Origin of the sequence: Pseudomonas sp. KT_2_4 (genome assembly GCF_041410225.1) — a bacterium.
In the GTDB taxonomy this organism is placed as follows: Bacteria; Pseudomonadota; Gammaproteobacteria; order Pseudomonadales; family Pseudomonadaceae; genus Aquipseudomonas; species Aquipseudomonas paracarnis.
In genome coordinates this window covers 4,098,281-4,124,029 of sequence record NZ_CP166962.1, presented here as the reverse complement: position 1 = coordinate 4,124,029, position 25,749 = coordinate 4,098,281, and the positions used below count along the sequence as shown (strand labels likewise).

22 protein-coding genes are annotated in these 25,749 nt (G+C 61.5%); 18 read left to right on the top strand and 4 right to left on the bottom strand.

Translation table 11 applies throughout. The features are described from left to right. Positions 1-185: 185 nt before the first annotated feature. From AB9N64_RS18995 to tauD, 7 genes are all read left to right on the top strand, one after another. Positions 186-2,510, top strand: coding sequence for a Tex family protein (locus AB9N64_RS18995; RefSeq protein ID WP_014716472.1), 2,325 nt, complete (start codon positions 186-188; stop codon positions 2,508-2,510). Beyond that, positions 2,510-2,893 (top strand): PaaI family thioesterase, encoded by a 384-nt coding sequence (locus tag AB9N64_RS18990; protein WP_014716471.1) that lies wholly within the window; start codon positions 2,510-2,512, stop codon positions 2,891-2,893. The genes AB9N64_RS18995 and AB9N64_RS18990 overlap by 1 nt, the downstream gene beginning before the upstream one ends. A 214-nt stretch (positions 2,894-3,107) precedes the next feature. Then, complete coding sequence (gene gshA / locus AB9N64_RS18985; protein ID WP_201491903.1) at positions 3,108-4,691, top strand: glutamate--cysteine ligase; 1,584 nt, start codon at positions 3,108-3,110, stop codon at positions 4,689-4,691. Positions 4,692-4,951: 260 nt separating this feature from the next. Next, positions 4,952-5,929: a taurine ABC transporter substrate-binding protein gene (tauA, locus tag AB9N64_RS18980; RefSeq protein WP_014716469.1), complete on the top strand. Its 978-nt coding sequence runs from the start codon at positions 4,952-4,954 to the stop codon at positions 5,927-5,929. A gap of 17 nt (positions 5,930-5,946) precedes the next feature. Continuing rightward, positions 5,947-6,726 carry a taurine ABC transporter ATP-binding subunit gene (gene tauB, locus AB9N64_RS18975; RefSeq protein ID WP_371359607.1) on the top strand — a complete coding sequence of 260 codons (780 nt, stop codon included), beginning with the start codon at positions 5,947-5,949 and terminating at the stop codon, positions 6,724-6,726. After that, positions 6,723-7,559 (top strand): taurine ABC transporter permease TauC, encoded by an 837-nt coding sequence (gene tauC, locus AB9N64_RS18970; RefSeq protein WP_102666673.1) that lies wholly within the window; start codon positions 6,723-6,725, stop codon positions 7,557-7,559. The genes tauB and tauC overlap by 4 nt, the downstream gene beginning before the upstream one ends. A gap of 14 nt (positions 7,560-7,573) precedes the next feature. Beyond that, a complete protein-coding gene (gene tauD, locus AB9N64_RS18965) occupies positions 7,574-8,410 on the top strand; it encodes a taurine dioxygenase (protein ID WP_339232132.1) in 837 nt (278 codons plus the stop codon). Between the two features lie 140 nt (positions 8,411-8,550). Here tauD and mgrA read toward each other — a convergent pair whose 3' ends face one another. The 3 genes from mgrA to epsC all read right to left on the bottom strand — a co-directional run bounded on the left by mgrA (position 8,551) and on the right by epsC (position 13,003). Then, positions 8,551-9,588 carry an L-glyceraldehyde 3-phosphate reductase gene (gene mgrA / locus AB9N64_RS18960; protein ID WP_014716465.1) on the bottom strand — a complete coding sequence of 346 codons (1,038 nt, stop codon included), beginning with the start codon at positions 9,586-9,588 and terminating at the stop codon, positions 8,551-8,553. 127 nt (positions 9,589-9,715) lie between these two features. Next, entirely contained in the window at positions 9,716-11,677 is a 1,962-nt protein-coding gene (gene betT, locus AB9N64_RS18955; protein WP_169856569.1) for a choline transporter BetT, read from the bottom strand. Between the two features lie 399 nt (positions 11,678-12,076). Then, on the bottom strand, positions 12,077-13,003 hold the full coding sequence (epsC, locus tag AB9N64_RS18950; protein WP_014716464.1) for a serine O-acetyltransferase EpsC: 927 nt from the start codon (positions 13,001-13,003) through the stop codon (positions 12,077-12,079). Between the two features lie 166 nt (positions 13,004-13,169). Here epsC and AB9N64_RS18945 point away from each other — a divergent pair, with 166 nt between their 5' ends. The 11 genes from AB9N64_RS18945 to AB9N64_RS18895 all read left to right on the top strand — a co-directional run bounded on the left by AB9N64_RS18945 (position 13,170) and on the right by AB9N64_RS18895 (position 24,526). Then, a complete protein-coding gene (locus AB9N64_RS18945) occupies positions 13,170-14,165 on the top strand; it encodes a D-cysteine desulfhydrase (protein WP_014716463.1) in 996 nt (331 codons plus the stop codon). Positions 14,166-14,437: 272 nt separating this feature from the next. Continuing rightward, positions 14,438-15,232 carry a cystine ABC transporter substrate-binding protein gene (gene tcyJ / locus AB9N64_RS18940; RefSeq protein WP_014716462.1) on the top strand — a complete coding sequence of 265 codons (795 nt, stop codon included), beginning with the start codon at positions 14,438-14,440 and terminating at the stop codon, positions 15,230-15,232. Then, positions 15,232-15,897, top strand: a complete 666-nt coding sequence (tcyL, locus tag AB9N64_RS18935) for a cystine ABC transporter permease (protein ID WP_003187646.1) — start codon at positions 15,232-15,234, stop codon at positions 15,895-15,897. The genes tcyJ and tcyL overlap by 1 nt, the downstream gene beginning before the upstream one ends. A 3-nt stretch (positions 15,898-15,900) precedes the next feature. Next, positions 15,901-16,647: an L-cystine ABC transporter ATP-binding protein TcyN gene (tcyN, locus tag AB9N64_RS18930; protein WP_072434715.1), complete on the top strand. Its 747-nt coding sequence runs from the start codon at positions 15,901-15,903 to the stop codon at positions 16,645-16,647. Positions 16,648-17,018: 371 nt separating this feature from the next. Next, on the top strand, positions 17,019-17,807 hold the full coding sequence (locus AB9N64_RS18925; RefSeq protein ID WP_060767880.1) for a hypothetical protein: 789 nt from the start codon (positions 17,019-17,021) through the stop codon (positions 17,805-17,807). Positions 17,808-17,992: 185 nt separating this feature from the next. Beyond that, complete coding sequence (locus AB9N64_RS18920; protein ID WP_019819871.1) at positions 17,993-19,234, top strand: SfnB family sulfur acquisition oxidoreductase; 1,242 nt, start codon at positions 17,993-17,995, stop codon at positions 19,232-19,234. Positions 19,235-19,274: 40 nt separating this feature from the next. Next, positions 19,275-20,468: an SfnB family sulfur acquisition oxidoreductase gene (locus tag AB9N64_RS18915; RefSeq protein WP_073451994.1), complete on the top strand. Its 1,194-nt coding sequence runs from the start codon at positions 19,275-19,277 to the stop codon at positions 20,466-20,468. Next, on the top strand, positions 20,468-21,826 hold the full coding sequence (locus AB9N64_RS18910; RefSeq protein WP_072434713.1) for an LLM class flavin-dependent oxidoreductase: 1,359 nt from the start codon (positions 20,468-20,470) through the stop codon (positions 21,824-21,826). Before AB9N64_RS18915 ends, AB9N64_RS18910 begins: the two co-directional genes overlap by 1 nt. A gap of 138 nt (positions 21,827-21,964) precedes the next feature. Continuing rightward, positions 21,965-22,780, top strand: coding sequence for a MetQ/NlpA family ABC transporter substrate-binding protein (locus tag AB9N64_RS18905; protein WP_019819873.1), 816 nt, complete (start codon positions 21,965-21,967; stop codon positions 22,778-22,780). After that, complete coding sequence (locus tag AB9N64_RS18900) at positions 22,777-23,892, top strand: methionine ABC transporter ATP-binding protein (protein ID WP_371359606.1); 1,116 nt, start codon at positions 22,777-22,779, stop codon at positions 23,890-23,892. Before AB9N64_RS18905 ends, AB9N64_RS18900 begins: the two co-directional genes overlap by 4 nt. Continuing rightward, complete coding sequence (locus AB9N64_RS18895) at positions 23,882-24,526, top strand: methionine ABC transporter permease (protein ID WP_003187635.1); 645 nt, start codon at positions 23,882-23,884, stop codon at positions 24,524-24,526. The genes AB9N64_RS18900 and AB9N64_RS18895 overlap by 11 nt, the downstream gene beginning before the upstream one ends. 2 nt (positions 24,527-24,528) lie before the next feature. Here the strand turns inward: AB9N64_RS18895 and AB9N64_RS18890 are convergent, their stop codons facing one another. Beyond that, positions 24,529-25,632: a hypothetical protein gene (locus tag AB9N64_RS18890; RefSeq protein WP_106111053.1), complete on the bottom strand. Its 1,104-nt coding sequence runs from the start codon at positions 25,630-25,632 to the stop codon at positions 24,529-24,531. Between the last annotated feature and the right edge of the window lie 117 nt (positions 25,633-25,749).

The window sequence follows — 25,749 nt, the reverse complement described above, 5'->3', positions numbered from 1 at the left end:
AACGTCAGATCGTTACCGTTTGCTGCCGGGCTTTTTTTACCCGCTTGTCGTGACTTTTTCGATTTCGAGGGTCAATAGCCAGCCTCTTGACCCAGGCAGCGGCGCCAGTCGGGCCGCTCAACCAGCCTCGCCGAGCCTTGTTTTTACGGGCCGGCGCGCTGATTTTAAGAATTTCAGGTGGTTTTATGGACAGCATCAACAGCCGCATCGCCGAGGAACTCGGTGTACGCCCACAACAGGTCGAAGCGGCCGTCGCTCTACTGGATGAAGGCTCCACCGTGCCCTTCATCGCCCGTTACCGAAAAGAAGTAACCGGCAGCCTCGACGACACCCAACTGCGTCACCTGGAAGAGCGCCTGCGCTACCTGCGAGAACTCGACGAACGGCGTATCAGCATCCTCGCCAGCATCGAGGAACAGGGCAAGTTGACTCCTCAACTGGAACGCGACATCAAACTCGCGGATACCAAGACCCGCCTCGAAGACCTTTACCTGCCATACAAACAGAAACGTCGTACAAAGGGCCAGATCGCCCTGGAAGCCGGCCTGGGTGATTTGGCCGACGGCCTGTTCAACGACCCATCGCTGACCCCGGAAACCGAAGCCGCGCGCTTCATCGACGCGGAAAAAGGCGTCGCCGACGTCAAGGCCGCCCTCGAGGGCGCCAAGTACATCCTGATGGAGCGCTTTGCCGAAAACGCCAGCCTCCTGGAAAAACTGCGTACCTACCTCAAGCAAGAAGCCATCCTCAGCGCCCGCGTTATCGCCGGCAAAGAGGAAGAAGGCGCCAAGTTCCGCGACTATTTCGAACACGACGAGCCGCTCAAAAGCATGCCGTCCCACCGCGCCCTGGCGATTTTCCGCGGCCGCAACGAAGGCATTCTCAGCTCCGCGTTGAAAGTCGGTGACGAGTTGCCGGGCACCATGCACCCGTGCGAAGGCATGATTGGTCAACAATTCGGCATCCAGAACCAGAACCGCCCGGCGGACAAGTGGCTCGGCGAAGTGGTGCGCTGGACCTGGAAGGTCAAGCTTTACACCCATCTGGAAACCGACCTGCTGGGCGAGCTGCGCGACGGCGCCGAAACCGAGGCGATCAACGTGTTCGCCCACAACCTGCACGATCTGCTGTTGGCCGCACCGGCCGGCCCGCGTGCCACCCTGGGCCTCGACCCGGGCCTGCGCACTGGTTGCAAGGTCGCGGTGGTCGACGCCACCGGCAAGCTGCTGGACCACGCCACCGTGTACCCACACGTACCGCACAACAAGTGGGACCAGACCCTCGCGATCCTGGCCGCCCTGTGCGCCAAGCATGCGGTGGACCTGATCGCCATCGGCAACGGCACCGCCAGCCGCGAAACCGACAAGCTGGCCGCCGAGCTGATCAAAAAATACCCAGCCATGAAGATGACCAAGGTCATGGTCTCCGAAGCAGGCGCTTCGGTGTACTCGGCGTCGGAGCTGGCCTCCAAGGAATTCCCGGACCTCGATGTGTCGATCCGTGGCGCGGTGTCCATCGCCCGTCGCCTGCAAGACCCGCTGGCCGAACTGGTGAAGATCGACCCTAAATCCATCGGCGTCGGCCAGTACCAGCACGACGTGTCGCAGCTGAAACTGGCACGCGGCCTGGATGCGGTGGTGGAAGACTGCGTAAACGCCGTGGGCGTGGATGTGAACACCGCGTCCGTGGCCCTGCTGGCGCGAATCTCCGGCCTCAACGCCACCCTGGCGCAGAACATCGTCAGCCATCGCGACGAAAATGGCGCGTTCAAAACCCGTGCTGCACTGAAAAAAGTCGCACGCCTGGGTGAAAAAACTTTTGAACAGGCTGCTGGTTTCTTACGCGTAATGAACGGTGACAACCCGCTGGACGCCTCTGCGGTTCACCCGGAAGCTTACCCATTGGTGCAACGCATTGCCGCCGAGACCGACCGCGATATCCGTTCGTTGATCGGTGATGCCGCGTTCCTCAAGCGCCTGGACCCCAAGAAGTACACCGACGAGACCTTCGGTGTGCCGACTATCACCGATATCCTGCAAGAACTGGAGAAACCGGGTCGCGACCCGCGCCCGGAGTTCAAGACCGCCGAGTTCCAGGACGGCGTCGAAGACCTCAAGGACCTGCAACCGGGCATGATCCTCGAAGGCGTGGTGACTAACGTGACCAACTTCGGCGCATTCGTGGACATCGGCGTGCATCAGGACGGCTTGGTGCACATCTCCGCGCTTTCGGAGAAGTTCATCAAGGACCCACGTGAGGCAGTCAAAGCTGGTGACGTGGTCAAGGTCAAGGTCATGGAAGTCGACATCCCGCGCAAACGCGTCGGCCTGTCGATGCGCATGAGCGACACCCCCGGGGAGAAAATCGACGGCGCACGTGGTGCTCGCCCCGGTTCGGCGCCGCGCCAGTCGCAGAACAACGCGCCGCGCAAGGAAACCGCGACTGCCGCGCCCAGCAACAACGCCATGGCGTCGCTGTTTGCCAACGCTAAACAGCTGAAGAAGCGTTGATGGAGATTCCGGCCGGTTTGACCCAGAGCGCATTCAGCGAACTGATCGGCTGCCGCCTGCAACGCCTGGAAGAGGGCGTTGCCGAGGTGGCCCTGACCCTGGAGCCGCACCTGCGCAACCGCGCGGGCAAGCTCCATGGCGGGGCGATTTTCAGCCTGGTGGATATAACCATGGGCCTGGCGTGTTCCAGCGCCCACGGTTTCGACCAGCAGAGCGCCACCATCGAATGCAAGATCAACTATATTCGCGCCGTGGAAGACGGTGATGTGCTGTGCACCAGCCGGGTGATCCACACCGGTCGCCGCACCCTGGTGGTCGAGGCCGACGTGTACCAAGGCGAAAGACTTGTCGCAAAAGCACAGGGCACGTTCGCTGTCCTATAGCTCCCCACCCCCGATTTGAGTTAATTTCGGCGCTGCGATAACAGCGTCGGAATTTTCTCGCTGCGCTGTAGCCCAATTCATGGAGTGAAGTCGGCAAATTCAGAGCGGGTCAAATCGACTCAAAACCAGGCGATCACGCCAGTTTCCACTTCACCCTTGTAGACCGTCCTGCCCACCCCCATATTGGGGCGACTGACGCGTGAAGGAATCCAACTTGAGCGAACTTCTCAACCGCCGCCTGGCCCTGCTCGGCAAGCGCGAACACCTCTCCCTGCTAGAGCAATGCTTGCACGGCATCGAGCGCGAATGCCTGCGCGTCACCAGTGAGGGTCGCCTGGCGCAAACGCCACACCCCGAAGCCCTGGGCGCCGCGTTGACCAACGAACAGATCACCACCGACTACTCGGAATCGCTGCTGGAGTTCATCACCCCAGCCCTGCCGAACCCGGCCGATACCCTGAGCAGCCTGGACAAGATCCATCGCTTTGCCTACACCAAGCTGGGCAGCGAATACCTGTGGAGCCCCTCGATGCCGTGCCCGTTGCCGGCCGAGGAAGATATTCCGATTGCCTACTACGGCACCTCCAATATCGGCCAGCTCAAGTATGTGTACCGCAAGGGCCTGGCCCTGCGTTACGGCAAGACCATGCAGTGCATCGCGGGCATCCACTACAACTTTTCCCTGCCGGAACAGTTGTGGCCATTGCTCAAGGAAACAGAAGGATTTGTCGGCACCGACCGTGACTATCAGTCCACGGCCTACATCGCGCTGATCCGTAATTTCCGTCGCTACAGCTGGCTGTTGATGTACCTGTTCGGCGCCTCGCCAGCCCTGGACGCCGGCTTCCTGCGGGGGCGCTCGCATCAGCTTGAAGTCCTGGATGCCGACACCCTGTACCTGCCCTACGCCACCAGCCTGCGCATGAGCGACCTGGGTTACCAGAGCAACGCCCAGGCCGGCCTGACGCCGTGCTACAACGACTTGGCCAGCTACACCGACAGCCTGCGCGAAGCGGTGGCAACACCCTACGCGCCGTACGTTGAAGTCGGCACGCACAAGGATGGCGAGTGGGTGCAGCTCAATACCAACATCCTGCAGATCGAAAACGAGTACTACTCCAACATCCGTCCCAAGCGCGTGACCTACACCGGGGAGCGGCCGATCCAGGCGTTGATGGCCCGCGGCATCCAGTACATCGAAGTACGCTGCCTGGACATCAACCCGTTCTTGCCGATGGGTATCGATCTGCCGGAATCACGGTTCCTCGACGCATTCCTGCTGTACTGCGCACTGAACGACAGCCCACTGTTCGCCAACAACGAGTGCGGCAACGCCACCTCCAACTTCCTCAGCGTGGTCAAGGAAGGTCGCCGTCCTGGCCTGCAATTGCAGCGTGACGGCCAGCCGGTGGACATGAAGGAGTGGGCGGCCGAGTTGCTGGAGAAGATTAGCCCGCTGGCCGCCCTGCTCGATCAGAGCCACGGCATCACCGAACACAGCGAGGCACTGGACGCCCAGTTGGCCAAGGTCAAGGACCCGTCCCTGACACCGTCGGCTCAGGTGTTGGCAGCCATGGCTGAGCGCAAGGAAAGCTTTGCGCAGTTCTCTCTGCATCAAAGCGAAGTGCATGCCGAGTACTTCCGCAAGGAGCCTTTGGCGCCTGAGGAACAAGCGCACTTTGAAGAACTGGCCCGTGCCTCGCTGGCGCAGCAGGCGGAGCTGGAACAGAACGAAGTGGGCGATTTCGATGTGTTTGTCGGCTCGTACCAGGCAAGCATCCTGGCCATCAGCAACTAACCTCAGGCTCGCTCCCCTGTGGGAGCTGGCTTGTGTGGGAGCTGGCTTGCCTGGGATATCGGTGGGTCAGCAACCCACCTGTTGACAGATACACCGCTATCGCAGGCAAGCCAGCGCCCACATTATTTTTGCCAGCCTGAAAACAGGCTTCGCCATTTCCCCTCATAAGCTAATTCGAAAAAGTTATTTATTTTCGAATTCTTAGATCATTTAGTCTCCTCTCACGCCGACCCTCGGCCGCCTGATTGAGGAGCTTCCCCTTGAAACTGTTGACCCCTCTGCGCCTGTTGGCCGCATTGTCCCTGGCCGGTGCCAGCCTGTTTGCCCAGGCGGCGGATGTGACCATTGCGTACCAGACCACCGTGGACCCGGCCAAAGTCGCCCAAGCCGACGGCGCCTATGAAAAAGCCACCAACGCCAAGATCGACTGGCGCAAATTCGACAATGGCGCCGACATCATCGCCGCCATCGCTTCGGGCGACGTGCAAATCGGCTACCTCGGTTCCAGCCCGCTGACCGCCGCAATAACCCGCAAAGTCCCGGTGCAAACCTTCCTCGTCGCCACCCAGATCGGCGGCGCCGAAGCCTTGGTGGCGCGTAACGGCTCGGGGATCAACAGCCCGCAGGACCTGGTCGGCAAAAAAATCGCTGTGCCCTTCGTTTCCACCGGCCACTACAGCCTGCTCGCTGCCCTGAAGCACTGGAACATCGACCCGGCCAAAGTCACCATCCTCAACCTGGCCCCGCCCGCCATCATCGCCGCCTGGAAGCGCGGTGATATCGACGCCACCTACGTGTGGGACCCGGCCCTGGGCGTGGCCAAAGAAACCGGCAAGGTGCTGATCACCTCCGGCGAACTGGCCAAGTTCGGCGCGCCGACGTTCGATGCCTGGATCGTGCGCAAGGATTTTGCCGAGAAGCACCCAGAGATCGTCACCGCCTTTGCCAAGGTCACTCTGGATGCCTACGCCGCCTACCGCAAAGACCCACAAGCCTGGCTTGCCGATACCGGCAACGTCGACAAACTGGTGAAACTCTCCGGCGCCAAGGCCAGCGATATCCCGTTGCTGCTGCAAGGCAACGTCTACCCGTTGGCCGCCGACCAGGTAACCCTGTTGGGAGCGCCAACCACCAAGGCCGTCACCGACACCGCTGCGTTCCTCAAGGAACAAGGCAAGGTCGAGGCCGTGCTGCCCGACTACGCCCCTTACGTCAGCGCCAAGTTCATTACCAACTGACCCAGGAGTTCACTGCGATGGCCTTGCTACAACTGGAGCGCATCAGCGCACAGTACCCAGCCGCCCCGGAACCGGTACTGTCCGATATTTCACTGGAGCTTGGGCCCCAGCAACTGCTGGTTGCCCTGGGCCCGTCCGGCAGTGGCAAGACGTCGTTGTTGAACCTGATTGCCGGCTTTGTCGAACCGTCTGCCGGGCGTATCACCCTCGATGGCGTGCCGGTCAAGGGTCCCAGCGCCGAGCGCGGCGTGGTCTTCCAGGACGACGCCCTGCTGCCCTGGCAGGACGTGCTGGCCAACGTCGCCTTTGGCCTGGAACTGGCCGGCGTGCCCAAGGCTCAGCGCGAAGTGCGCGCCCGCGAAATGCTCGCGCTGGTGGACCTGGCCGGTTTCGACAGCCGGCGCATCTGGCAGCTCTCGGGCGGCCAGAAACAGCGCGTCGGCCTGGCCCGCGCCTTGGCGGCCGACCCTCGCGTATTGCTGATGGACGAACCCTTCGGCGCGCTGGATGCCTTTACCCGCGAACAAATGCAGGAGTTGCTGCTGCAAGTGTGGCGGCGCACGGCCAAGCCGGTATTCCTGATTACCCATGACATTGAAGAGGCGGTGTTTCTGGCCACGGACCTGATCCTGCTGGCGCCCAACCCCGGCCAGATCGTCGAACGCCTGCAGCTGGATTTCGGCCAACGTTACGCCGCCGGTGAATCAGCCCGCGCAATCAAGTCCGACCCGCGCTTTATCGAAACCCGTGAACATGTGCTGGGCAAAGTGTTCTCCCAACGGCAGGTGTACGCATGAGCAGCTACGAACTTCCCGCCACGGCCAGCAAGGCGGTGGCACCTGTCGTTATTCCGGTACGCCGCAGACTGAGCACGCGTTGGATCAGCGTGCTGACCCTGGTGGCCTTGCTCGCCCTCTGGTGGGCCGTCACCGCCACCGGTTTGATCGAACCTCTGTTCCTGCCGCCACCATCGGCAGTGTTGCAAAAAGGCTGGCTGCTGGCGACCACCGGCTACATGGATTCCACCTTGTGGCAGCACCTGGGCGCGAGCTTGAGCCGCATCGGCCTGGGCCTGGGCTTTGCGGTGCTGACCGCCGTGCCGGTGGGGATTGCCATCGGAGCCAACCGCATTGCCCGAGGCATTTTCGATCCGTTGATCGAGTTCTACCGGCCAATTCCGCCGCTGGCCTACCTGCCGCTGATCGTAATCTGGTGCGGCATTGGCGAGCTGTCCAAGGTGCTGCTGATTTACCTGGCGATTTTCGCCCCGATTGCCATCGCGACCGCAACCGGGGTGCGCACCGTCGACCCTGCCAAGCTGAGGGCCGCGCAGTCGCTGGGCGCAACCCGCGCACAACTGATTCGCCATGTGATCCTGCCCAGCGCCCTGCCCGACATCCTCACCGGTGTGCGTATCGGCCTGGGTGTGGGCTGGTCGACCCTGGTCGCCGCCGAGCTGATTGCCGCCACCAGCGGCCTGGGCTTCATGGTGCAGTCGGCGGCGCAGTTTCTGGTCACCGATGTGGTGGTTCTGGGCATCCTGGTCATCGCCCTGATCGCCTTCGCCATGGAAATGGGCCTGCGCGCCCTGCAGCGTAAATTAGTGCCCTGGCATGGCCAGGCACACTGAGTGAAGAATCCACAATGAGCAGCCTGACCATTACCCCATTAAGCACCGCCCTGGGCGCCCAGATCAGTGGCGTCGACATCACTCAGCCGCTGAACCCTGAACAGCGCGACGCCATTGAACAGGCGTTGCTCGACTATTCGGTGCTGTTCTTCCGTGACCAGCCGATCACCCCGCAGCAACAGGCACGCTTCGCGGCCAATTTTGGCGACCTGCACATCCACCCGATCTATCCCAACGTGCCGGAACAGCCGCAAGTGCTGATCCTCGACACCGCGGTCACCGACGTGCGTGACAACGCCGTTTGGCACACCGACGTGACCTTCCTGCCCACGCCGGCCCTGGGCGCGGTGCTCAGTGCCAAGCTGCTGCCGGCGTTTGGCGGCGATACATTGTGGGCCAGTGGCATTGCGGCGTATGAGGCACTGTCCGAGCCGTTAAAGCGCATGCTCGATGGCCTCACCGCCACACACGATTTCACCAAGTCGTTCCCGCTGGAGCGCTTTGGCAACACCGCCGAAGACCTTGCGCGCTGGGAAGCAACCCGCAAGAAAAACCCGCCGCTATCGCACCCAGTCGTGCGCACACATCCGGTGAGTGGACGTAAATCGCTGTTCGTCAGCGACGGATTCACCACCCGAATCAATGAACTGGAACCGGCCGAAAGCAAGGCCATTCTCAAGCTGCTGTTCGCCCACGCCACCCGCCCGGAATTCACCATCCGCTGGCGCTGGCAGGAAAATGACGTTGCGTTCTGGGATAACCGCGTCACCCAGCATTACGCCGTGGATGACTACCGGCCGCAGCGGCGGGTGATGCACCGGGCGACGATTCTTGGGGATGTGCCGTTCTAACGCTTGGCGACAGATCGTTCCCACGCTCTGCGTGGGAACGCCTCCTGTGACGCTCTGCGTCACGACTTTAAAGCGGACGCCGAGCGTCCGGGGCTGCATTCCCACGCAGAGCGTGGGAACGATCAACCAGTGGTGTAAGGTTATTCAGCAGTGGACGGTTTTTCCCACAGGTTGATCCCACCTTCCTGCGCAAACCGATCAATCTCCGCCAGTTCTTGCGCACTGAAGCTCAAGTTCTTCAACGCCCCGACGTTCTCGATAATCTGTTCCGGCCGGCTTGCGCCGATCAGCGCACTGGTTACCCGTGGATCACGTAATGTCCACGCCAACGCCAACTGGGCCAGGCTCTGGCCACGGCGCTTGGCGATTTCATTCAGGCCGCGTACATGGGCGATGTTGGCTTCGGACAGGTGCTGGGCCTGCAACGAGCCACCACCCGGACGGTTCACCCGGGCATCGGCCGGTACGCCATTGAGGTATTTATCGGTCAACAAACCCTGGGCCAGCGGCGTGAAGGCGATCACCCCGGCGCCGAGTTCTTCAGTGGTCTCCAGCAGGTCTTTTTCCACCCAACGGTTGAGCAGGTTATAGGCCGGCTGGTGGATCAACAGCGGCACTTTCCACTCTTTGAGCAGCGCCGCCATTTCGCGGGTTTTTACCCCGGAGTAAGACGAGATACCGATGTACAACGCCTTGCCTTGCTGCACGGCGGTGGCCAGGGCGCTGGCGGTCTCTTCCAGCGGCGTATCGGGGTCGAAACGGTGCGAATAGAAGATATCCACATAATCGACGCCCAGGCGTTGCAGGCTCTGGTCCAGGCTGGCCAACACGTATTTGCGCGAACCACCACCCTGGCCGTAAGGACCGGGCCACATGTCCCAACCGGCTTTGCTGGAAATGATTAATTCGTCGCGGTAATGCTTGAAGTCTTCGCGCAGCAAACGGCCGAAGTTGATCTCGGCGCTGCCATAGGGCGGGCCGTAGTTGTTAGCCAGGTCGAAGTGGTTGATGCCCAGGTCGAACGCCGTGCGCAGCAACGCGCGCTGGGTGTCGATCGGGGTGCTGTCGCCAAAGTTGTGCCACAACCCCAGGGACAGGGCTGGTAGCACCAATCCACTGCGGCCTACGCGGCGATAGGGAATAGATTCATAGCGGTTTTCGGCAGCAATGTACGTCATCGAATCCTCTCTTGATCTAGGGCAAATAAGGCCCTGGAATAAGCATATTCCCGGGCCTTTTAAGCAGCTGAATCGCTTAAGTCTGCCTCTTCCTTTTACAGCAAAGACCTACTTGAGAGGAACGCTATCAGCGCACCATGTGCAAGAACTGCAGATGGCGCTCGTACTGGTCGAGGATGTCATTGATGATCTGCTCCTTGGTGTAGCCCACCAGGTCATAGTCCTGGCTGCCCTCACTCAAGTGCACTTCGGCCCGATAGTAGCGGCGGTTGTTGATCTCTTTCTTGCCGATGCCGCCCAAGGCGAACGACGGCGTGAAGTAGCCACGCATCTGCACCTGGTAGATGAACGGACGTTCTTCGCCATGGCCGATTTCGAGGCTGACACTGTCGTTGGACGGGTCGGGCTGGGTCACCACCGTAAGGCCCTTCTCGACAAACACGGCGGTCACTTCTTCAATCGCGGGGCGCACCGTGGTGTCGAGGAAACGGTACACCTCGTCACGCGACGGAAAATGCACGGCCTGGCTCAAGCGCTGGCGCCAGCCGCCTCGACCTTTGCGTGAAGCCGATATCGGCGCCAGGGAATGCAACTGCGCGATCTGCTTTTGCGACTCCAGGTAGAACGCCTTGTGCAGCCCCCACATCATCAGCAGCAGGATCAGCGAGAACGGCAGCGAGGTCAGTACCACCGCAGACTTGAGCGAGTCGATACTGCCAGCGAACAGCAACGCACTGGTGACCAGGGCGGTCATCGCGCCCCAGAACACACGCAGCCACTTCGGCCCGTCTTCATCCGCGTTGCCGCCTTTGGACGAGAGGGTGGAGAGCACCACAGTGCCGGAGTCAGCCGAGGTCACGAAGAATACAAAGCTGATGAACACCGTGACCGCGATCACGGTCTTGCTCCACGGGTAGGTTTCCAGCAGCAGGTAGAGGCTCATCGATGGGTCATCGATAGCCGACTGGCCCAGTGCAGCCATGCCATGGTTGAGCACCTGGTCGATGGCGCTGTTACCGAAAATCGACATCCACGCCAGGGTGAAGCCCAGCGGAATCAGCAGCACGCCAAACACGAATTCGCGGATGGTACGGCCACGGGAAATGCGCGCGATAAACAGGCCCACGAACGGCGACCATGCGATCCACCAGGCCCAGTAGAACACCGTCCAACCGCCCAGCCAGTCGCTCGGCTCGTTGTAGGCGTACACATCAAAACTTTTGGTGGGCAACGCGCCCAAATAGTCACCGATGTTCTGGATCAAGGTGTTGAGCAGGTGCTGGGTAGGCCCGGCGAACAACACGAACAGCAGCAGCGCACAGGCCAGCAGCATGTTGATGTCGGACATCACCCGCACGCCTTTGTCGACGCCGGCCACGGCCACGATGATCGCCGCGCCCATCATCAGGGTGATCAGGCCCACCTGGATCCACTGGGTATGGGCAATGCCAAACAGGTAGTCCAGGCCAGAGTTGAGGTGCAGTACGCCAAAGCCCATGTCGGCGCCCAGGCCGAACACCGTGGCAATGATGCCAAAGCCATCCACCGCATAACCGATAGGGCCATTGATGCGCTTGCCGATCAGCGGGTACAGCGCCGAGCGCAATGCCAGCGGCAGGTTATGCCGGTAGGCGAAATAGGCCAGGGCCATGCCGACAAACGCGAACACGCCCCAGCCATGCAGGCCCCAGTGCAGGAACAACACCTGCATGGCCTGGCGCGCCGCATCGGCGTTCATTGCTTCGCCCTGGGGCGGCTGCACCAGGTGCGTCAGCGGCTCCGAGACACAGAAGAAAAACAGCGTGATGCTGATCCCGGCGGCGAACAACATGCCGGCCCAGGACAGGTAACTGAATTCGGGCTCGTCGTGGTCGGCACCGAGTTTTATCTTGCCGTAGCCCGATAGCGCGGTGACCACCACGAAGACCAGATACAGGGTCATCGCCAGCATGTAGTACCAGCCGACTGTGTTGGCCGCCCAGTTTTGCGCCGCCAGCAGCCAGGCACCGGCTTGTTGCGGGATAGCGATGACCGTGATGCCAAACAGCAGGATGACGGTGGCGGCAAAATAGAAAACGGGCGCATTCATGCGCACCATGCCGCTGGAAGGGGTGGACGATGCACTCATGAACGATGCACCTCAAGGTTGCGGGATATGGCTGTAAAAAACGGACTCAGCAAAGGTAAGCCTCCTGTTGTGAGCGGGCAGCGAACCACCGGTTTAACTTGAACGAACGTTCAAGTTAAACATGAATAGGCGGTCTGGGACTAATCGCAAGGCTGAGTGGTAGGTGTTTCCTACACTAGCTCAGGGATTGGTATGACGGATGAAGAAGGCAAATCGTTCAGCGACCCCACGTTGAAATACATTCGAAATGTGGGAGCTGGCTTGCCTGCGATAGCGCTGGGTCAGCCACCCATCTGTTGACTGATACACCGCTATCGCAGGCAAGCCAGCTCCCACACTGACCGGCGTTTGGCTCAGGTATTACTTCTGCGCCCCATCATCATGCTGCAAGTTCGCCTGGGTGATATTCGCCCCGGCCGGCACGCTGCGGGTCAGCCACACATTGCCGCCGATGGTCGAACCCTGGCCAATGGTGATCCGCCCCAGGATCGTCGCCCCGGCGTAAATCACCACATCATCTTCAACAATAGGGTGACGCGGGTGGCCTTTCTGCAATTGCCCATCTTCATCCGCCGGAAAGCGTTTGGCGCCCAGTGTCACGGCCTGGTAGATGCGCACGCGCTCGCCGATGATCGCCGTCTCGCCAATCACCACGCCTGTGCCGTGATCGATAAAAAAACTCGGGCCGATCTGTGCGCCGGGGTGGATATCAATGCCGGTGGCCGAGTGGGCGATTTCTGCACTGATCCGTGCCAACAGCGGCAGGCCGGCACGGTACAGGTGATGGGCCAGGCGATGGTGGATCACCGCCAGGATGCCCGGGTAGCACAACAGCACCTCATCCACACTGCGTGCGGCCGGGTCGCCGTGGTAGGCGGCCAGTACGTCGGTGTCCAGCAGGCTGCGCAAGGATGGCAAGGCCAGGGCGAAATCCTGGATCAGGCGAATGGCGTGGGCGTTGACTTCGCTGTCGTCCTCACCGCTCTGGCGCGCGGCATAGCGTAACTCCAGGCGCGCCTGGGCGAGCAAGGCGTTGAGCGCGACGTCGAGGGTGTGGCCCACGTAGAAGTCTTCGCTTTCTTCGCGCAGGTCCGCCGGGCCCAGGCGCATCGGAAACAGGGCGCCGCACAAGGCCTCAAGAATCTGTGCCACCGCCTCGCGGGACGGCAACTCGCGGCCACCATGCTCGCCACTCAAGCGCCCATTGCGCGTTCGCCACTGGTCGCGGGCGCCGCGCAGCTGGCTGACGATGGTCTGCAATTGCCAATGACTGGAACGCTCACTCACGGTATTCACTCCTGACGAAATGGCCATCACTTTACGGTATGCACCCAGGCAGCTCTTAAGAACCAATGGTGTGAGCATAAGAACCTTTCGTCATAAGCGATTGACGGTTGCCCGATGAAAAGTGCCTGCCTATAGTCCCCCCATCACTCAGCCACCGTGCGTACCCATGATCAAACAACAGCTCGACCGTTTTAACCGTCTGGAACTACTGGGCAGTGCCACGGCCCTGGAAAAACTCGAGCGGCTGTCGGCTTGGCTGGGCAGGGACATCTACGTCAAACGCGATGACACCACGCCGCTGGCCATGGGCGGCAACAAGCTGCGCAAACTCGAATACCTGGCCGCCGACGCCATCGCTCAGGGCGCCGATACCCTGGTCACCGCCGGCGCGATCCAGTCCAACCATGTGCGCCAGACCGCCGCGCTGGCTGCCAAGCTCGGCCTGGGCTGTGTTGCCCTGCTGGAGAATCCTACCGGCACCGACGACCCCAACTACCTGGGCAACGGCAATCGCCTGCTGCTGGAGTTGTTCGACGCCAAAGTGGAGCTGGTGGAAAACCTCGACAACGCCGACGACCAACTCAACGCCCTCGCCGACCGCCTGCGCAGTAACGGCAAGAAGCCGTACCTGGTGCCTATAGGCGGTTCCAATGCACTCGGCGCGCTGGGCTACGTGCGCGCCGGGCTGGAGTTGGCCGCGCAGATTGAAGACAGCGGCATTGAATTTGCCGCCGTGGTGCTTGCCTCTGGCAGTGCCGGCACCCACAGCGGCCTGGCCCTGGCCTTGAGCGAAGCACTGCCGCAATTGCCGGTGATCGGCATCACGGTGTCGCGTACCGAGCAAGCGCAATTGCCCAAGGTGCAGGGCTTGGCCGAGCGCACTGCCGAGTTGCTCGGCGTGGCTATTCCGCAAGCCTTCAAGGTCACCCTGTGGGACGAGTATTTCGGGCCGCGTTATGGCGAGCCAAACGCTGGCACCCTCTCGGCGATCAAACTTTTGGCCAGCCAGGAAGGTCTGTTGCTGGACCCGGTGTATACCGGCAAGGCCATGGCCGGTTTGCTGGACGGCATCGGGCGCCAGCGCTTTGAAGAGGGGCCGATCATTTTCCTGCATACCGGTGGCGCGCCGGCATTGTTTGCTTATGACTCAGTTTTCAACTGATTGAATACGGTCGATGCGGGAGCTGGCTTGCCTGCGATTGCGCTGGGTCAGCCAGAAACTTGGCACTGACACACTGCAATCGCAGGCAAGCCAGCTCCCACACAAGCCGCACATATTTCCAAAAAGAATATGAAATTGTATTTTTATTATTTTCAAGACTTAAAAACCCGCTTTATCATCGCGCCGAAGGCGAAGACGCGCTTCGCACTTTAGGGCAGGATACGACTACCGCGTCACCTGCTTCGCTCACCATAAAAACACAGGGGCTCTCCATGACTATTTCCGCATTTCGTCGCACGCTGTTGGTTGGCACTTTGGGCCTGGCGCTTGGCGCTGGCTGGCTGGGCCAGGCGGTTGCCGGCGAGCAGTTGAACACCATCAAAAAGGCCGGCGAGATCAAGATCGGCCTGGAAGGCACCTACCCACCGTTCAGCTTTGTCGATGAAAGCGGCAAGCTCAGCGGTTTCGAAGTGGAATTGTCCGAGGCACTGGCCAAGGAGCTGGGCGTCAAGGTCAAGCTGCAAGCCACGCCATGGGACGGCATCCTTGCCGCGCTGGAATCCAAGCGCCTGGACGCCGTGGTCAACCAGGTGACCATTTCCGAAGAGCGTAAGAAAAAATACGATTTCTCCAAGCCTTACACCGTGTCCGGCATCCAGGCGCTGGTGCTGAAAAAGAACGTCGACTCGATCAAGAAAGCCGACGACCTGGCCGGCAAGAAAGTGGGTGTGGGCCTGGGCACCAACTACGAACAATGGCTCAAGGACAACCAGCCTAAAGCTATTATCAAGACCTACAACGACGACCCGACCAAGTTCCAGGATCTGCGCATCGGCCGCATCGACGCCATCCTGATCGACCGCCTGGCCGCGCTGGAATACGCCAAGAAGGCCCCCGACACCGCCGCTGCCGGCGACGCCTTCTCCCGTCAGGAATCCGGTATCGCCCTGCGCAAAGGCGAGCCTGAATTGCTCGACGCAGTCAACAAGGCTCTGGACAAACTGCGCGCCGACGGCACCTTGAAGACGCTGTCCGAGAAGTACTTCAACGCTGACGTCACTCAATAATGGAAGCAGGTTTCCAACTCGCGCTGGACTCCGCGCCCTTTCTGCTCAAGGGCGCGTACTACACGGTAATCCTCAGCCTCGGCGGGATGTTTTTCGGCCTGTTGCTGGGCTTCGGCCTGGCCTTGATGCGCCTCTCGCGCTTCAAGTTGCTGAGTTGGACGGCCCGGGTCTACGTGTCGTTCTTTCGTGGCACGCCGTTGCTGGTGCAGCTGTTCCTGATCTACTACGGCTTGCCGCAAGTGGGCATCGAGCTGGACCCTATCCCTGCTGCCATGATCGGCTTTTCGCTGAACATGGCTGCCTATGCGTGTGAAATCCTGCGGGCCGCCATCGCCTCCATCGAGCGTGGCCAGTGGGAAGCTGCTGCCAGTATCGGCATGACCCGTGCGCAGACGTTGCGCCGGGCCATCCTGCCCCAGGCGATGCGCACGGCGTTGCCGCCTTTGGGCAACAGCTTTATTTCACTGGTCAAGGACACGGCGCTGGCCGCCACCATCCAGGTGCCCGAGCTGTTCCGCCAGGCCCAACTGGTGTCGGCGCGTACCTTCGAAATTTTCACCATGTATCTGTCCGCGGCCCTGATCTACTGGATCCTGGCGAGCATCCTGGCGCATCTGCAAAATCGTCTGGAAGACCGGGTCAACCGGCATGACCTGGAGTCTTGAAGCATGATCGTGGTTGAAAAACTGACCAAACAATTCAATGGTCAGGTGGTGCTCAACGGCATCGACCTGGAGGTCAAGGAAGGCGAAGTGGTCGCCATCATCGGCCCCAGTGGTTCCGGCAAGACCACCTTCCTGCGCTGCCTGAACTTCCTCGAAGAACCCACCAGCGGCCGTATCAAGGTGGGTGACATCCAGATCGACAGCAGCAGGCCGCTCAACCAGCAACAGGGCCTGGTGCGACGCCTGCGCCAGCATGTGGGCTTTGTGTTCCAGAACTTCAACCTGTTCCCCCACCGCACCGCGCTGGAAAACGTCATCGAAGGCCCCATCGTGGTCAAGAAGATGCCACGGGAAGCGGCGGCCGAACTGGGGCGCAAGCTGTTGGCCAGGGTCGGCCTGGCGGGCAAGGAAGCGTCCTACCCAAGGCGGCTGTCCGGCGGCCAGCAACAGCGTGTGGCGATTGCCCGCGCATTGGCCATGGAGCCGGAGGTGATCCTGTTCGACGAACCCACCTCGGCCCTCGACCCGGAACTGGTGGGTGAAGTATTGGCGACCATTCGCAGCCTGGCCGAAGAAAACCGCACCATGGTCATCGTCACGCACGAGATGAGCTTTGCCCGTGATGTGGCCAACCGGGTGATCTTTTTCGACAAGGGCGTGATCGTCGAACAGGGCGAAGCCAAGGCGCTGTTTGCCAACCCCAGGGAAGAACGTACCAAGCAGTTCCTGAGCAAATTCCTCGCCCACTGATGTTCTGTGTGGGAGCTGGCTTGCCTGCGATGCAAGCGCCTCGGTGTAGCAGTCCAACCGGGGTGATCCTATCGCAGGCACGCCAGCTCCCACATAAGCGAGGCCCTACAGGGAGTCGCCATTTCACCCCGTAAAAGACCCCGCCGCCTGCCTCTTGAAATCCCCCTCCCCGTCAGACCCGTCTGAATCTCGCCAAACCCACCGTTTAGCCCTTTGCCTCCATTGACGCTCCTTGGCCAACCCTCTTATCTAGCGCCTTGAGGATTGGATCCTATCCCGGCTACTGACTGAATCGTGCCTTTCGACCCCCCTTGCGCCTGTTCGTCGAGGTTTCGGAACGATTGCTGCTGGCTGCACCAAGGAGATTACTTATGACACACGCTCAAACCTCGGCCACGCTCCGTGCCCCAAGGCTGCCCCAGGCTATTGGAAACGGCATCAGCGCCCTGGCCTCCGCCCACTTGCAGGTCGACATTTCACCCTACCCGAGCATGGAAGAAGGCGACCTGATCGAACTGTTCTGGAACAACTGCTTCGCCGCCTCGCGCAAGGTGACGGCGTGCAAGATCGGCACGTGCACCCACCTGTGCGTACCGCAGAGTTTTGTGCAGGACGGACCGGCACGCGTCCACTACCAGGTCTTGCAGATCGGCCATGGCCCGATGCGCTCGGCGGTGACCCTGGTGCGGGTCAAGACCAACTACCCCGGCGGTCAGCCTTCGCCGCGCCTGAACCCTGAAGGCGGCGATGAAAACCAGAACCTGGCGCCCGTGAACCTGCCCGAGACGATCCGCCGCCATGGCGTCAACAGCAGCCAGGTAAGGCGCGGTATTCCGCTGACCATCGAGCCTTACCTGAACATGAGCACGGGCGATGCCATCACCTTGCGCTGGGGCGATGTACGCCTGGACCTGCCCCGCATTCAGGCTCAAAGCGTCGGCCTGGCGGTGCAGGTGTGGGTGCCGCCCCACGTGATTGTCGAAGCCGGCGACGACTGCCGGTTGGAGGTCACCTACTGCATTCTCGATCGCGTGGGTAACAACTCCCGCTGGGCGCCCGCCCGCACGCTGCGCATCGCCGCCTGCACACCGCCCCGCCCAGCCTCGCCCGCGCCAGGCTATCAACCGCGTCGCTTCGGTTCACCCTGTGAACCGGGGTGACAGCCCTTCTATGCATATTCCTAAAAGTTAGTTTATTTAAATAATTAACACGCTTAGGGTATATGCACCGGACCACCGGACATTCCTGATTTTTCTGTTTATTTCATTGAATGCGAGGTCGGTATGGTCAGAATTACCCCGGTGCGCAACGCCAGGGCATTGCGTGCAGCCAAGGAGCGGCGCTGATGTCTAACTTGGCTCTAACATCCCCCCAGAGTGATGTGGACGTAGCTCCCCTGCTGTTGCCCGCCACGGTGCTGCGCAACGACGCCCAGGCGCTGAGCGCCGCCCACGAGCTGGCCCAGGCTGCGCGTGCGCAGGCCGCCCAGCGCGACCAGCAACGCAAACTGCCCTGGGCGCAGCTCGAACAGTTCACCCGCAGCGGCTTGGGCAGTATTTCCATTCCCCGCGAATACGGCGGCCCCCAGGTGTCGTTTGTGACCCTGGCCGAAGTCTTCGCGATCATCAGCGCGGCCGACCCGGCACTCGGGCAGATCCCGCAGAACCATTTCGGCATCTTGCACGTATTGCAGGGCACCGCCACCGAGCGTCAGAAAAAGCAGCTGTTCCAGAGCGTGCTCGACGGCTGGCGCATCGGCAACGGCGGCCCGGAACGCGGCACCAAAAATACTCTGGAGCTCAAGGCGCGCCTCACGGCCGAAGGCGACGGTTACGTGCTCAGCGGCCAGAAGTTCTACTCCACAGGCGCCCTGTTCGCTCACTGGGTGGCAATCAAGGCCCTGAACGATGACGGCAAGCAGGTCATGGCTTTTGTACGTCGCGGCAGCGAAGGGCTGCGCATCGTTGATGACTGGTCCGGCTTTGGCCAACGTACCACCGCCAGCGGCACCGTGCTGCTTGATCGCGTAGCGGTGGACCCGGACCTGGTCATCGACAACTGGCGCCTGGGCGAAAGCCCGAATATCCAAGGGGCCGTGTCGCAACTGATCCAGGCCGCCATCGACGCCGGCATCGCCCGGGGCGCCCTCGACGATGCCATCGCCTTCGTGCGTGAGCGTTCGCGCCCGTGGATCGACGCCAAGGTCGAGCGAGCCAGCGACGACCTGTATGTGATCGCCGATATCGGCAAGCTGAAGATCGAACTGCACGCCGCCGAAGCCCTGCTGCGCAAGGCAGGCCAGGTGCTTGACCAGGTCAGCGCCGCGCCGATCACCGCGCAATCCGCCGCCCACGCCTCGATTGCCGTGGCCGAAGCCAAGGTGCTGACCACCGAAGTGGCGTTACAAGTCACTGAGAAGCTCTTTGAGCTGGCGGGCAGCCGCGCCACCCTGGCCGAATTCAACCTTGACCGTCACTGGCGCAATGCCCGGGTTCACACCCTGCACGACCCGGTGCGCTGGAAGTACCACGCCATCGGCGCCTATCGGCTCAACGGCACCTTGCCGGCTCGTCATTCGTGGATTTAACCAACCAGAACACTTTTTCCACGAGCTTCTGGAGAAACTCATGACCCTTTCTCACCCCGTCGCGGTCATCACCAGCGACGAACAAGCGCTTATTGTCGCCAGCGATCTTGCTGAAGACTTGCGCCGCGACAGCGCCCAACGCGACCGCGAACGCCGCCTGCCGCTGCCCGAGCTGGACGGGTTTTCCCGCTCTGGCCTGTGGGGCATCAGCGTGCCCAAGGCCTACGGTGGCGCGGGCGTGTCCAACGTCACCCTGGCCAAGGTCATCGCACTGATCGCCCAGGCCGATGGCTCGTTGGGCCAGATTCCGCAAAACCATTTCTATGCCCTCGAAGTACTGCGGGTGAACGGCAGCCCCGAACAGCAGCAACGCCTGTACGCCGAGGTATTGGCTGGCCAACGCTTTGGCAACGCCTTGGCGGAGCTGGGCACCAAGACCGCACACGACCGCATTACCAGCCTCACCCGCGACGGCGATGGTTTTCGCATCAACGGGCGCAAGTTCTACGCCACCGGCGCGATCTACGCCCAGCGCATCCCCACCTCGGTGGTGGATGAAAACGGCGTCCAGCACCTGGCCTTCGTACCGCGTGACAGCGAGGGGCTGACGGTGATCGATGACTGGAGCGGCTTCGGCCAGCGCACCACCGGCAGCGGCTCGGTAGTGTTCGACAACGTGTGGGTCGCGGCGCAAGACGTGGTGCCGTTCCAGAGCGCCTTCGAACGCCCGACCACTGTCGGCCCGCTGGCGCAGATCCTTCACGCAGCCATCGACACCGGCATCGCCCGCGCAGCCTTTGAGGATGCCTTGCATTTTGTGCGCACCAAGACCCGCCCGTGGATCGACGCCGGCAACGACAAGGCCACCGAAGACCCGCTGACACTCAAGAGCTTCGGCCACCTGAGCAGCCGCCTGCACGCCGCCGAAGCCTTGCTGGAACGCTCGGGTGAATTCCTCGACCGCGCCCAGGCCGACAGCAATGCCCAGACCGTCGCCGCAGCCTCCATCGCCGTCGCCGAAGTGCGCGCCCTGAGCACCGAGATCTCACTGGCGGCCGGCAGCACCCTGTTCGAACTGGCCGGCAGCCAGGCGACCCTGGCCGAACACGGCCTGGACCGCCACTGGCGCAACGCCCGGGTGCACACCCTGCACGACCCGGTGCGCTGGAAATACCATGCGGTTGGCAACTACTACCTCAACGATGAAAACCCGCCGCTGCGGGGGACCATCTGATGAGCAAAAAAAAGATCCTGCTCAATGCTTTCAACATGAACTGCATCGGGCACATCAATCACGGTTTGTGGACTCATCCACGGGACAACTCGACCGAGTACAAGACCCTCGAATACTGGACTGAACTGGCGAAGATCCTGGAGCGCGGGTTGTTCGACGGTTTGTTCATCGCTGATATCGTCGGCGTGTATGACGTGTATCAGGACTCCATCGACGTGCCGCTCCAGGAGTCGATCCAGTTACCGGTCAACGACCCGTTGCTGCTGGTGTCGGCCATGGCCGCCGTTACCCAGCACCTTGGCTTCGGCCTTACCGCCAACCTCACCTATGAGCCGCCGTACCTGTTCGCCCGGCGCATGTCGACGCTGGATCACCTGAGCCGTGGCCGGGTGGGTTGGAACATTGTCACCGGCTACCTCGACAGCGCCGCCAAGGCCATGGGCCTTACCGAACAGGTCGAGCATGACCGGCGCTACGACCAGGCCGATGAATACCTGCAGGTGTTGTACAAGCTCTGGGAAGGCAGCTGGGAAGACGACGCGGTGCACAACGATCGCCAAGCGCGGGTGTATGCGCAACCGGGCAAGGTGCACAAGGTAGAGCACCACGGCGAGTTCTATCAGGTGGAGGGTTACCACCTGTGCGAGCCCTCGCCGCAGCGCACGCCGGTGCTGTTCCAGGCCGGCAGTTCCGAGCGCGGCTTGCTGTTCGCCGGGCGGCATGCCGAGTGCGTGTTTATCAGCGGGCAGAACAAGGCCGCGACCAAGCGCCAGGTGGACAAGGTGCGCGCCAGCGCAGTGGAGGCTGGGCGCAACCCGGACGACATCAAGGTATTCATGGGCCTGAACGTCATTGTGGGCGCCACTGAAGCGTTGGCCTGGAACAAGCACGCCGAGTACCTCAGCTACGCCAGCGCGGAAGCCGGCGTGGCGCACTTCTCGGCCTCGACCGGGATTGATTTTGCCCAGTACGCGTTGGACGAACCGATCCAGTACGTCAAGAGCAACGCGATCCAGTCGGCCACCCAGAACCTGCAGAACAACGACTGGACCCGGCGCAAATTGCTCGACCAGCACGCCTTGGGCGGGCGCTATATCACCCTGGTGGGCTCGCCTGAACAGGTGGCCGATGAGCTGGAATCCTGGATCAGCGAAACCGGGCTGGATGGTTTCAACCTGACGCGCATTGTGACGCCGGAGAGCTATGTGGATTTCATTGAGCTGGTGATACCGGAGTTACAACGACGGGGCTCGTACAAGACGGAATATGCGCAGGGAACGCTGCGGGAAAAAGTCTTCCACGACACGGCTCGCTTACCCAAACAACACACCGGCTCTACCTACCGCCACGTTGTTTGATCGTTCCCACGCTCCGCGTGGGAATGCCTCTTGGACGCTCTGCGTTCGCTTTTGGGACGCGGAGCGTCCCTGGCTGCATTACCACGCGGAGCGTGGGAACGATCTCGCTACCTAAGACCTTATGACTGGAAAACCACTATGAAAAAGACATTCTTAAACAACCCAGTCAAAGCACTGGCCCTGGCCTTCGGCTTATTCAGCTCGGCGGTATTCGCCGCCGACGCCCCGCTGAAAATCGGCACCACCGCCGCCTTCGCCATTCCGCTGGAAGCCGCCGTAGAAGAGGCCGGCAAGCAGGGCCTGAAGGTCGAACTGGTGGAGTTCACCGACTGGATCGCGCCCAACGTCAGCCTCGCCGCCGGCGATATCGACGTGAACTACTTTCAGCACATCCCCTTCCTGGAAAACGCCAAGGCCGCCGCCGGGTTTGACCTGGTGCCGTACGCGCCGGGCATCATCAACAACGTCGGGCTGTATTCGAAAAAATACAAAAGCTTCAACGAGCTGCCCGCAGGCGCCAGCGTGGCGATTGCCAACGACCCGATCAACAGCGGTCGCGGCCTGCAACTGCTGGCCAAGGCCGGGCTGATCACCCTCAAACCGGGCGTGGGCTACAAGGCCACAGAAGAAGACATCATCGCCAACCCGAAAAACATCAAGATCCTGCAAGTGGAAGCGGTGCAACTGGTGCGCGCCTATGACGACGCCGATCTGGTGCAGGGCTACCCGGCGTACATCCGCCTGTCCAAGACCTTCGATGCCGAGTCGGCACTGCTGTTCGACGGCCTCGATCATCCGGAATACGTGATTCAGTTCGTCATCCAGCCCAAGAGCAAAACCGACCCACGGGTGATCAAGTTCGTCGATATCTACCAGCACTCGCCGGTGGTGCGTGCGGCCTTGGACAAGTCCCTCGGCAAGCTCTATCAGGTTGGCTGGGAAGCTAAACCATGAGTGCCGCCAACGCCCGATTGCACGATCTGGCCCCTGCGCCCAGCCACGCGGAACAGACTGAACTGCACCCGGACTTGAACCGCGCCCATGTGCGGTTCATCAACCTGGGCAAAACCTATGACGGCACGGTGCATGCGCTGCAAGGCATTGACCTGGCGATCCGGCGGGGCGAAGTGTTCGGCATCATCGGCCGCAGCGGCGCCGGCAAGTCATCGCTGATCCGCACCATCAATCGCCTGGAACAACCCAGCAGCGGACGGGTGCTGATCGACCAGGTGGACATCGGCAGCTTCGATGAAGACCATCTGGTGGCGCTGCGGCGACGCATCGGCATGATCTTCCAGCACTTCAACCTGATGTCGGCCAAGACCGTGTGGCAGAACGTCGAGTTGCCGCTCAAGGTCGCCGGTGTGCCCCAGGCACAACGCGCGCGAAAGGTGCATGAACTGCTGGAGCTGGTAGGCCTGCAAGACAAACACAAGGCGTACCCGGCGCAGCTGTCCGGCGGGCAGAAGCAGCGCGTCGGCATCGCCCGCGCGCTGGTGCACGACCCCCAGATTCTGCTGTGCGACGAAGCCACCTCGGCCCTCGACCCGGAAACCACCCAGTCGATCCTCGGCCTGCTGCGCGAGATCAACCAGCGCCTGGGCCTGACCATCGTGCTGATCACCCATGAGATGGCGGTGATCCGCGACATCTGCGACCGCGTAGTGGTGCTGGAGCACGGGCGTATCGTCGAGCAAGGCCCGGTGTGGCAGGTGTTTGGCGATCCGCAACATGAGGTCAGCAAGACCCTGCTCGCACCGCTGCAACACGGCTTGCCGCCAGAGTTGCAACGCCGCCTGCAACCCACGCCAGCCTCGGCCGACGCCGCACTGGTGCTGCGCCTGCAGTTCACCGGCAGCGACACCCTGGAGCCAGACCTCGCGGCGCTGTTCAGTGCCCTCGGCGGCCGTGTGCGTTTACTACAAGGGGGCGTGGAACGCATCCAGGGGCATGCCTTGGGGCAACTGCTGCTGGCGGTGAATGGATCGCCGCACAACGCCGAAGAACTGCGCAAACGCGCGGCCAACTGGGCACAACAGGTGGAGGTGCTGGGCTATGTGGTTTGATCGTTTAGTGCAGGGCGCCATCGACACCTTGTTGATGGTGGGGGTGTCATCGCTGATCGCGCTGCTGGTGGGCATTCCGCTGGCGGTATTCCTGGTCACCAGTGACAAGGGCGGCATCTACCAGGCACCGGCGCTAAACCGCGTGCTGGGAGCGTTCGTGAATCTGTTCCGCTCCATTCCGTTTCTGATCCTGATGGTGGCGCTCATCCCGTTCACCCGCCTGATCGTCGGCACCACCTATGGCGTCTGGGCGGCAGTGGTACCGCTGACCATCGCCGCCACGCCGTTCTTTGCACGCATCGCTGAAGTGAGCCTGCGCGAGGTCGACCATGGCCTGATCGAAGCCGCGCAGGCCATGGGTTGCCGCCGTTGGCACATCATCTGGCATGTGCTGTTGCCAGAGGCGTTGCCCGGCATCGTCGGCGGCTTCACGATCACCCTGGTGACCATGATCAATTCATCGGCCATGGCCGGAGCAATCGGCGCCGGTGGCCTGGGCGATATTGCCTACCGCTATGGCTACCAGCGCTTCGATACGCAGATCATGCTCACCGTGATTGTGTTGCTTGTGGTGCTGGTGGCGGTGATCCAACTGAGTGGGGATAGGTTGGCGCGGGTGTTGAACAAGCGCTGACGTCACGGGCACTCATCCAGTTGGGCAACACTGGCACGGGGCACGAAGGTGATGGTTTTTTCCTTGGCCTGCCAGGGCCGCACGATATAGCTGCCATCCGAGTCGGCCATCACTCGCAGTTTTACGCTGCGCTTGGGGTTGTCGGCGTCTACCAGCGCGCCGGGAACCTGGGCCTGCGCCGTCCAGGTCATCAAGGTACAAACGCGCCCTCCCGAGGCGGATCCTTGCAGCGGCAGGCCGCCCAACTTGGCCCCACTCGCCGGGATCAGCCCGAGTAAAACGATGAGCGCAAAGGCCACCAATGAGGCGAACGCCACCGGGTTTTTCTGGACGCGCATACGCACCACCAGGCAGGCGGCACTTCCCTGGATCAGGAACAACACGGCCATTTCGGCGGCCATGAACGGCGCAAAGAACACGGCGCTGTCGGAGTACTCGCTGAAAGCGCGGGAGACCGGCACCGTCACCATCAGAATGACCACCATTTGAATGGCCCCGGCGCCAGCACTGGCCAGCCAGAACTCGCCGGACAACTCACGCAGAGCAACATGGGCGGGGCGCGCACGAATGATGATGCCGACATAGGCCACTACCGCCGCCATGATCGCTACGATCCAACTGAACGTCAGCAAAAACCCACTTTCGGCGTTCACGGACAGGTATACGGCGGACATCCAGAACACAAACATCACCAACAGGCTGGCCGCCCAATGTCCCAGTAACCTCCTGTGCTGGGCCGTCTCTTGCGGCGACTGCGGGCTGAGATTGAGCTGATCACTCAGACGCACACCTGTGCCGTTCAGGCGTGTGAACAAGATGAACGTGGGCACCAGGATCGATGCACCCATCATGCCGATCACAAATACCAACATGGCGAACATCGCTGGCAATGCGGTGAACGCCGACGCCGACAAGATACTCAGCGGCACCTTTTCCATCTGGATGTACTGGTACAGGTATAGGCCTGCCACCGAGAGAATCCCCACCGTCAGCGGCCAGGCACGCTCATTGAGCCAGAACAGCCCATTGCTCAATCTCGTGGCGTATTGGTCGACCTTGTTCGGCGCGATGTCGTTGCCAACGGTGGGACGTTTTTCCTCTTCCATGGATGTATAACCCTCTGCAAATGAAGGCCGAATCTTACCCACAATTTCCCGTGACGGTCTGTCGGATGCGCCCACTGCGAGCGCCATGAAGTGCCCTACAGCGGATACACGGTTTTC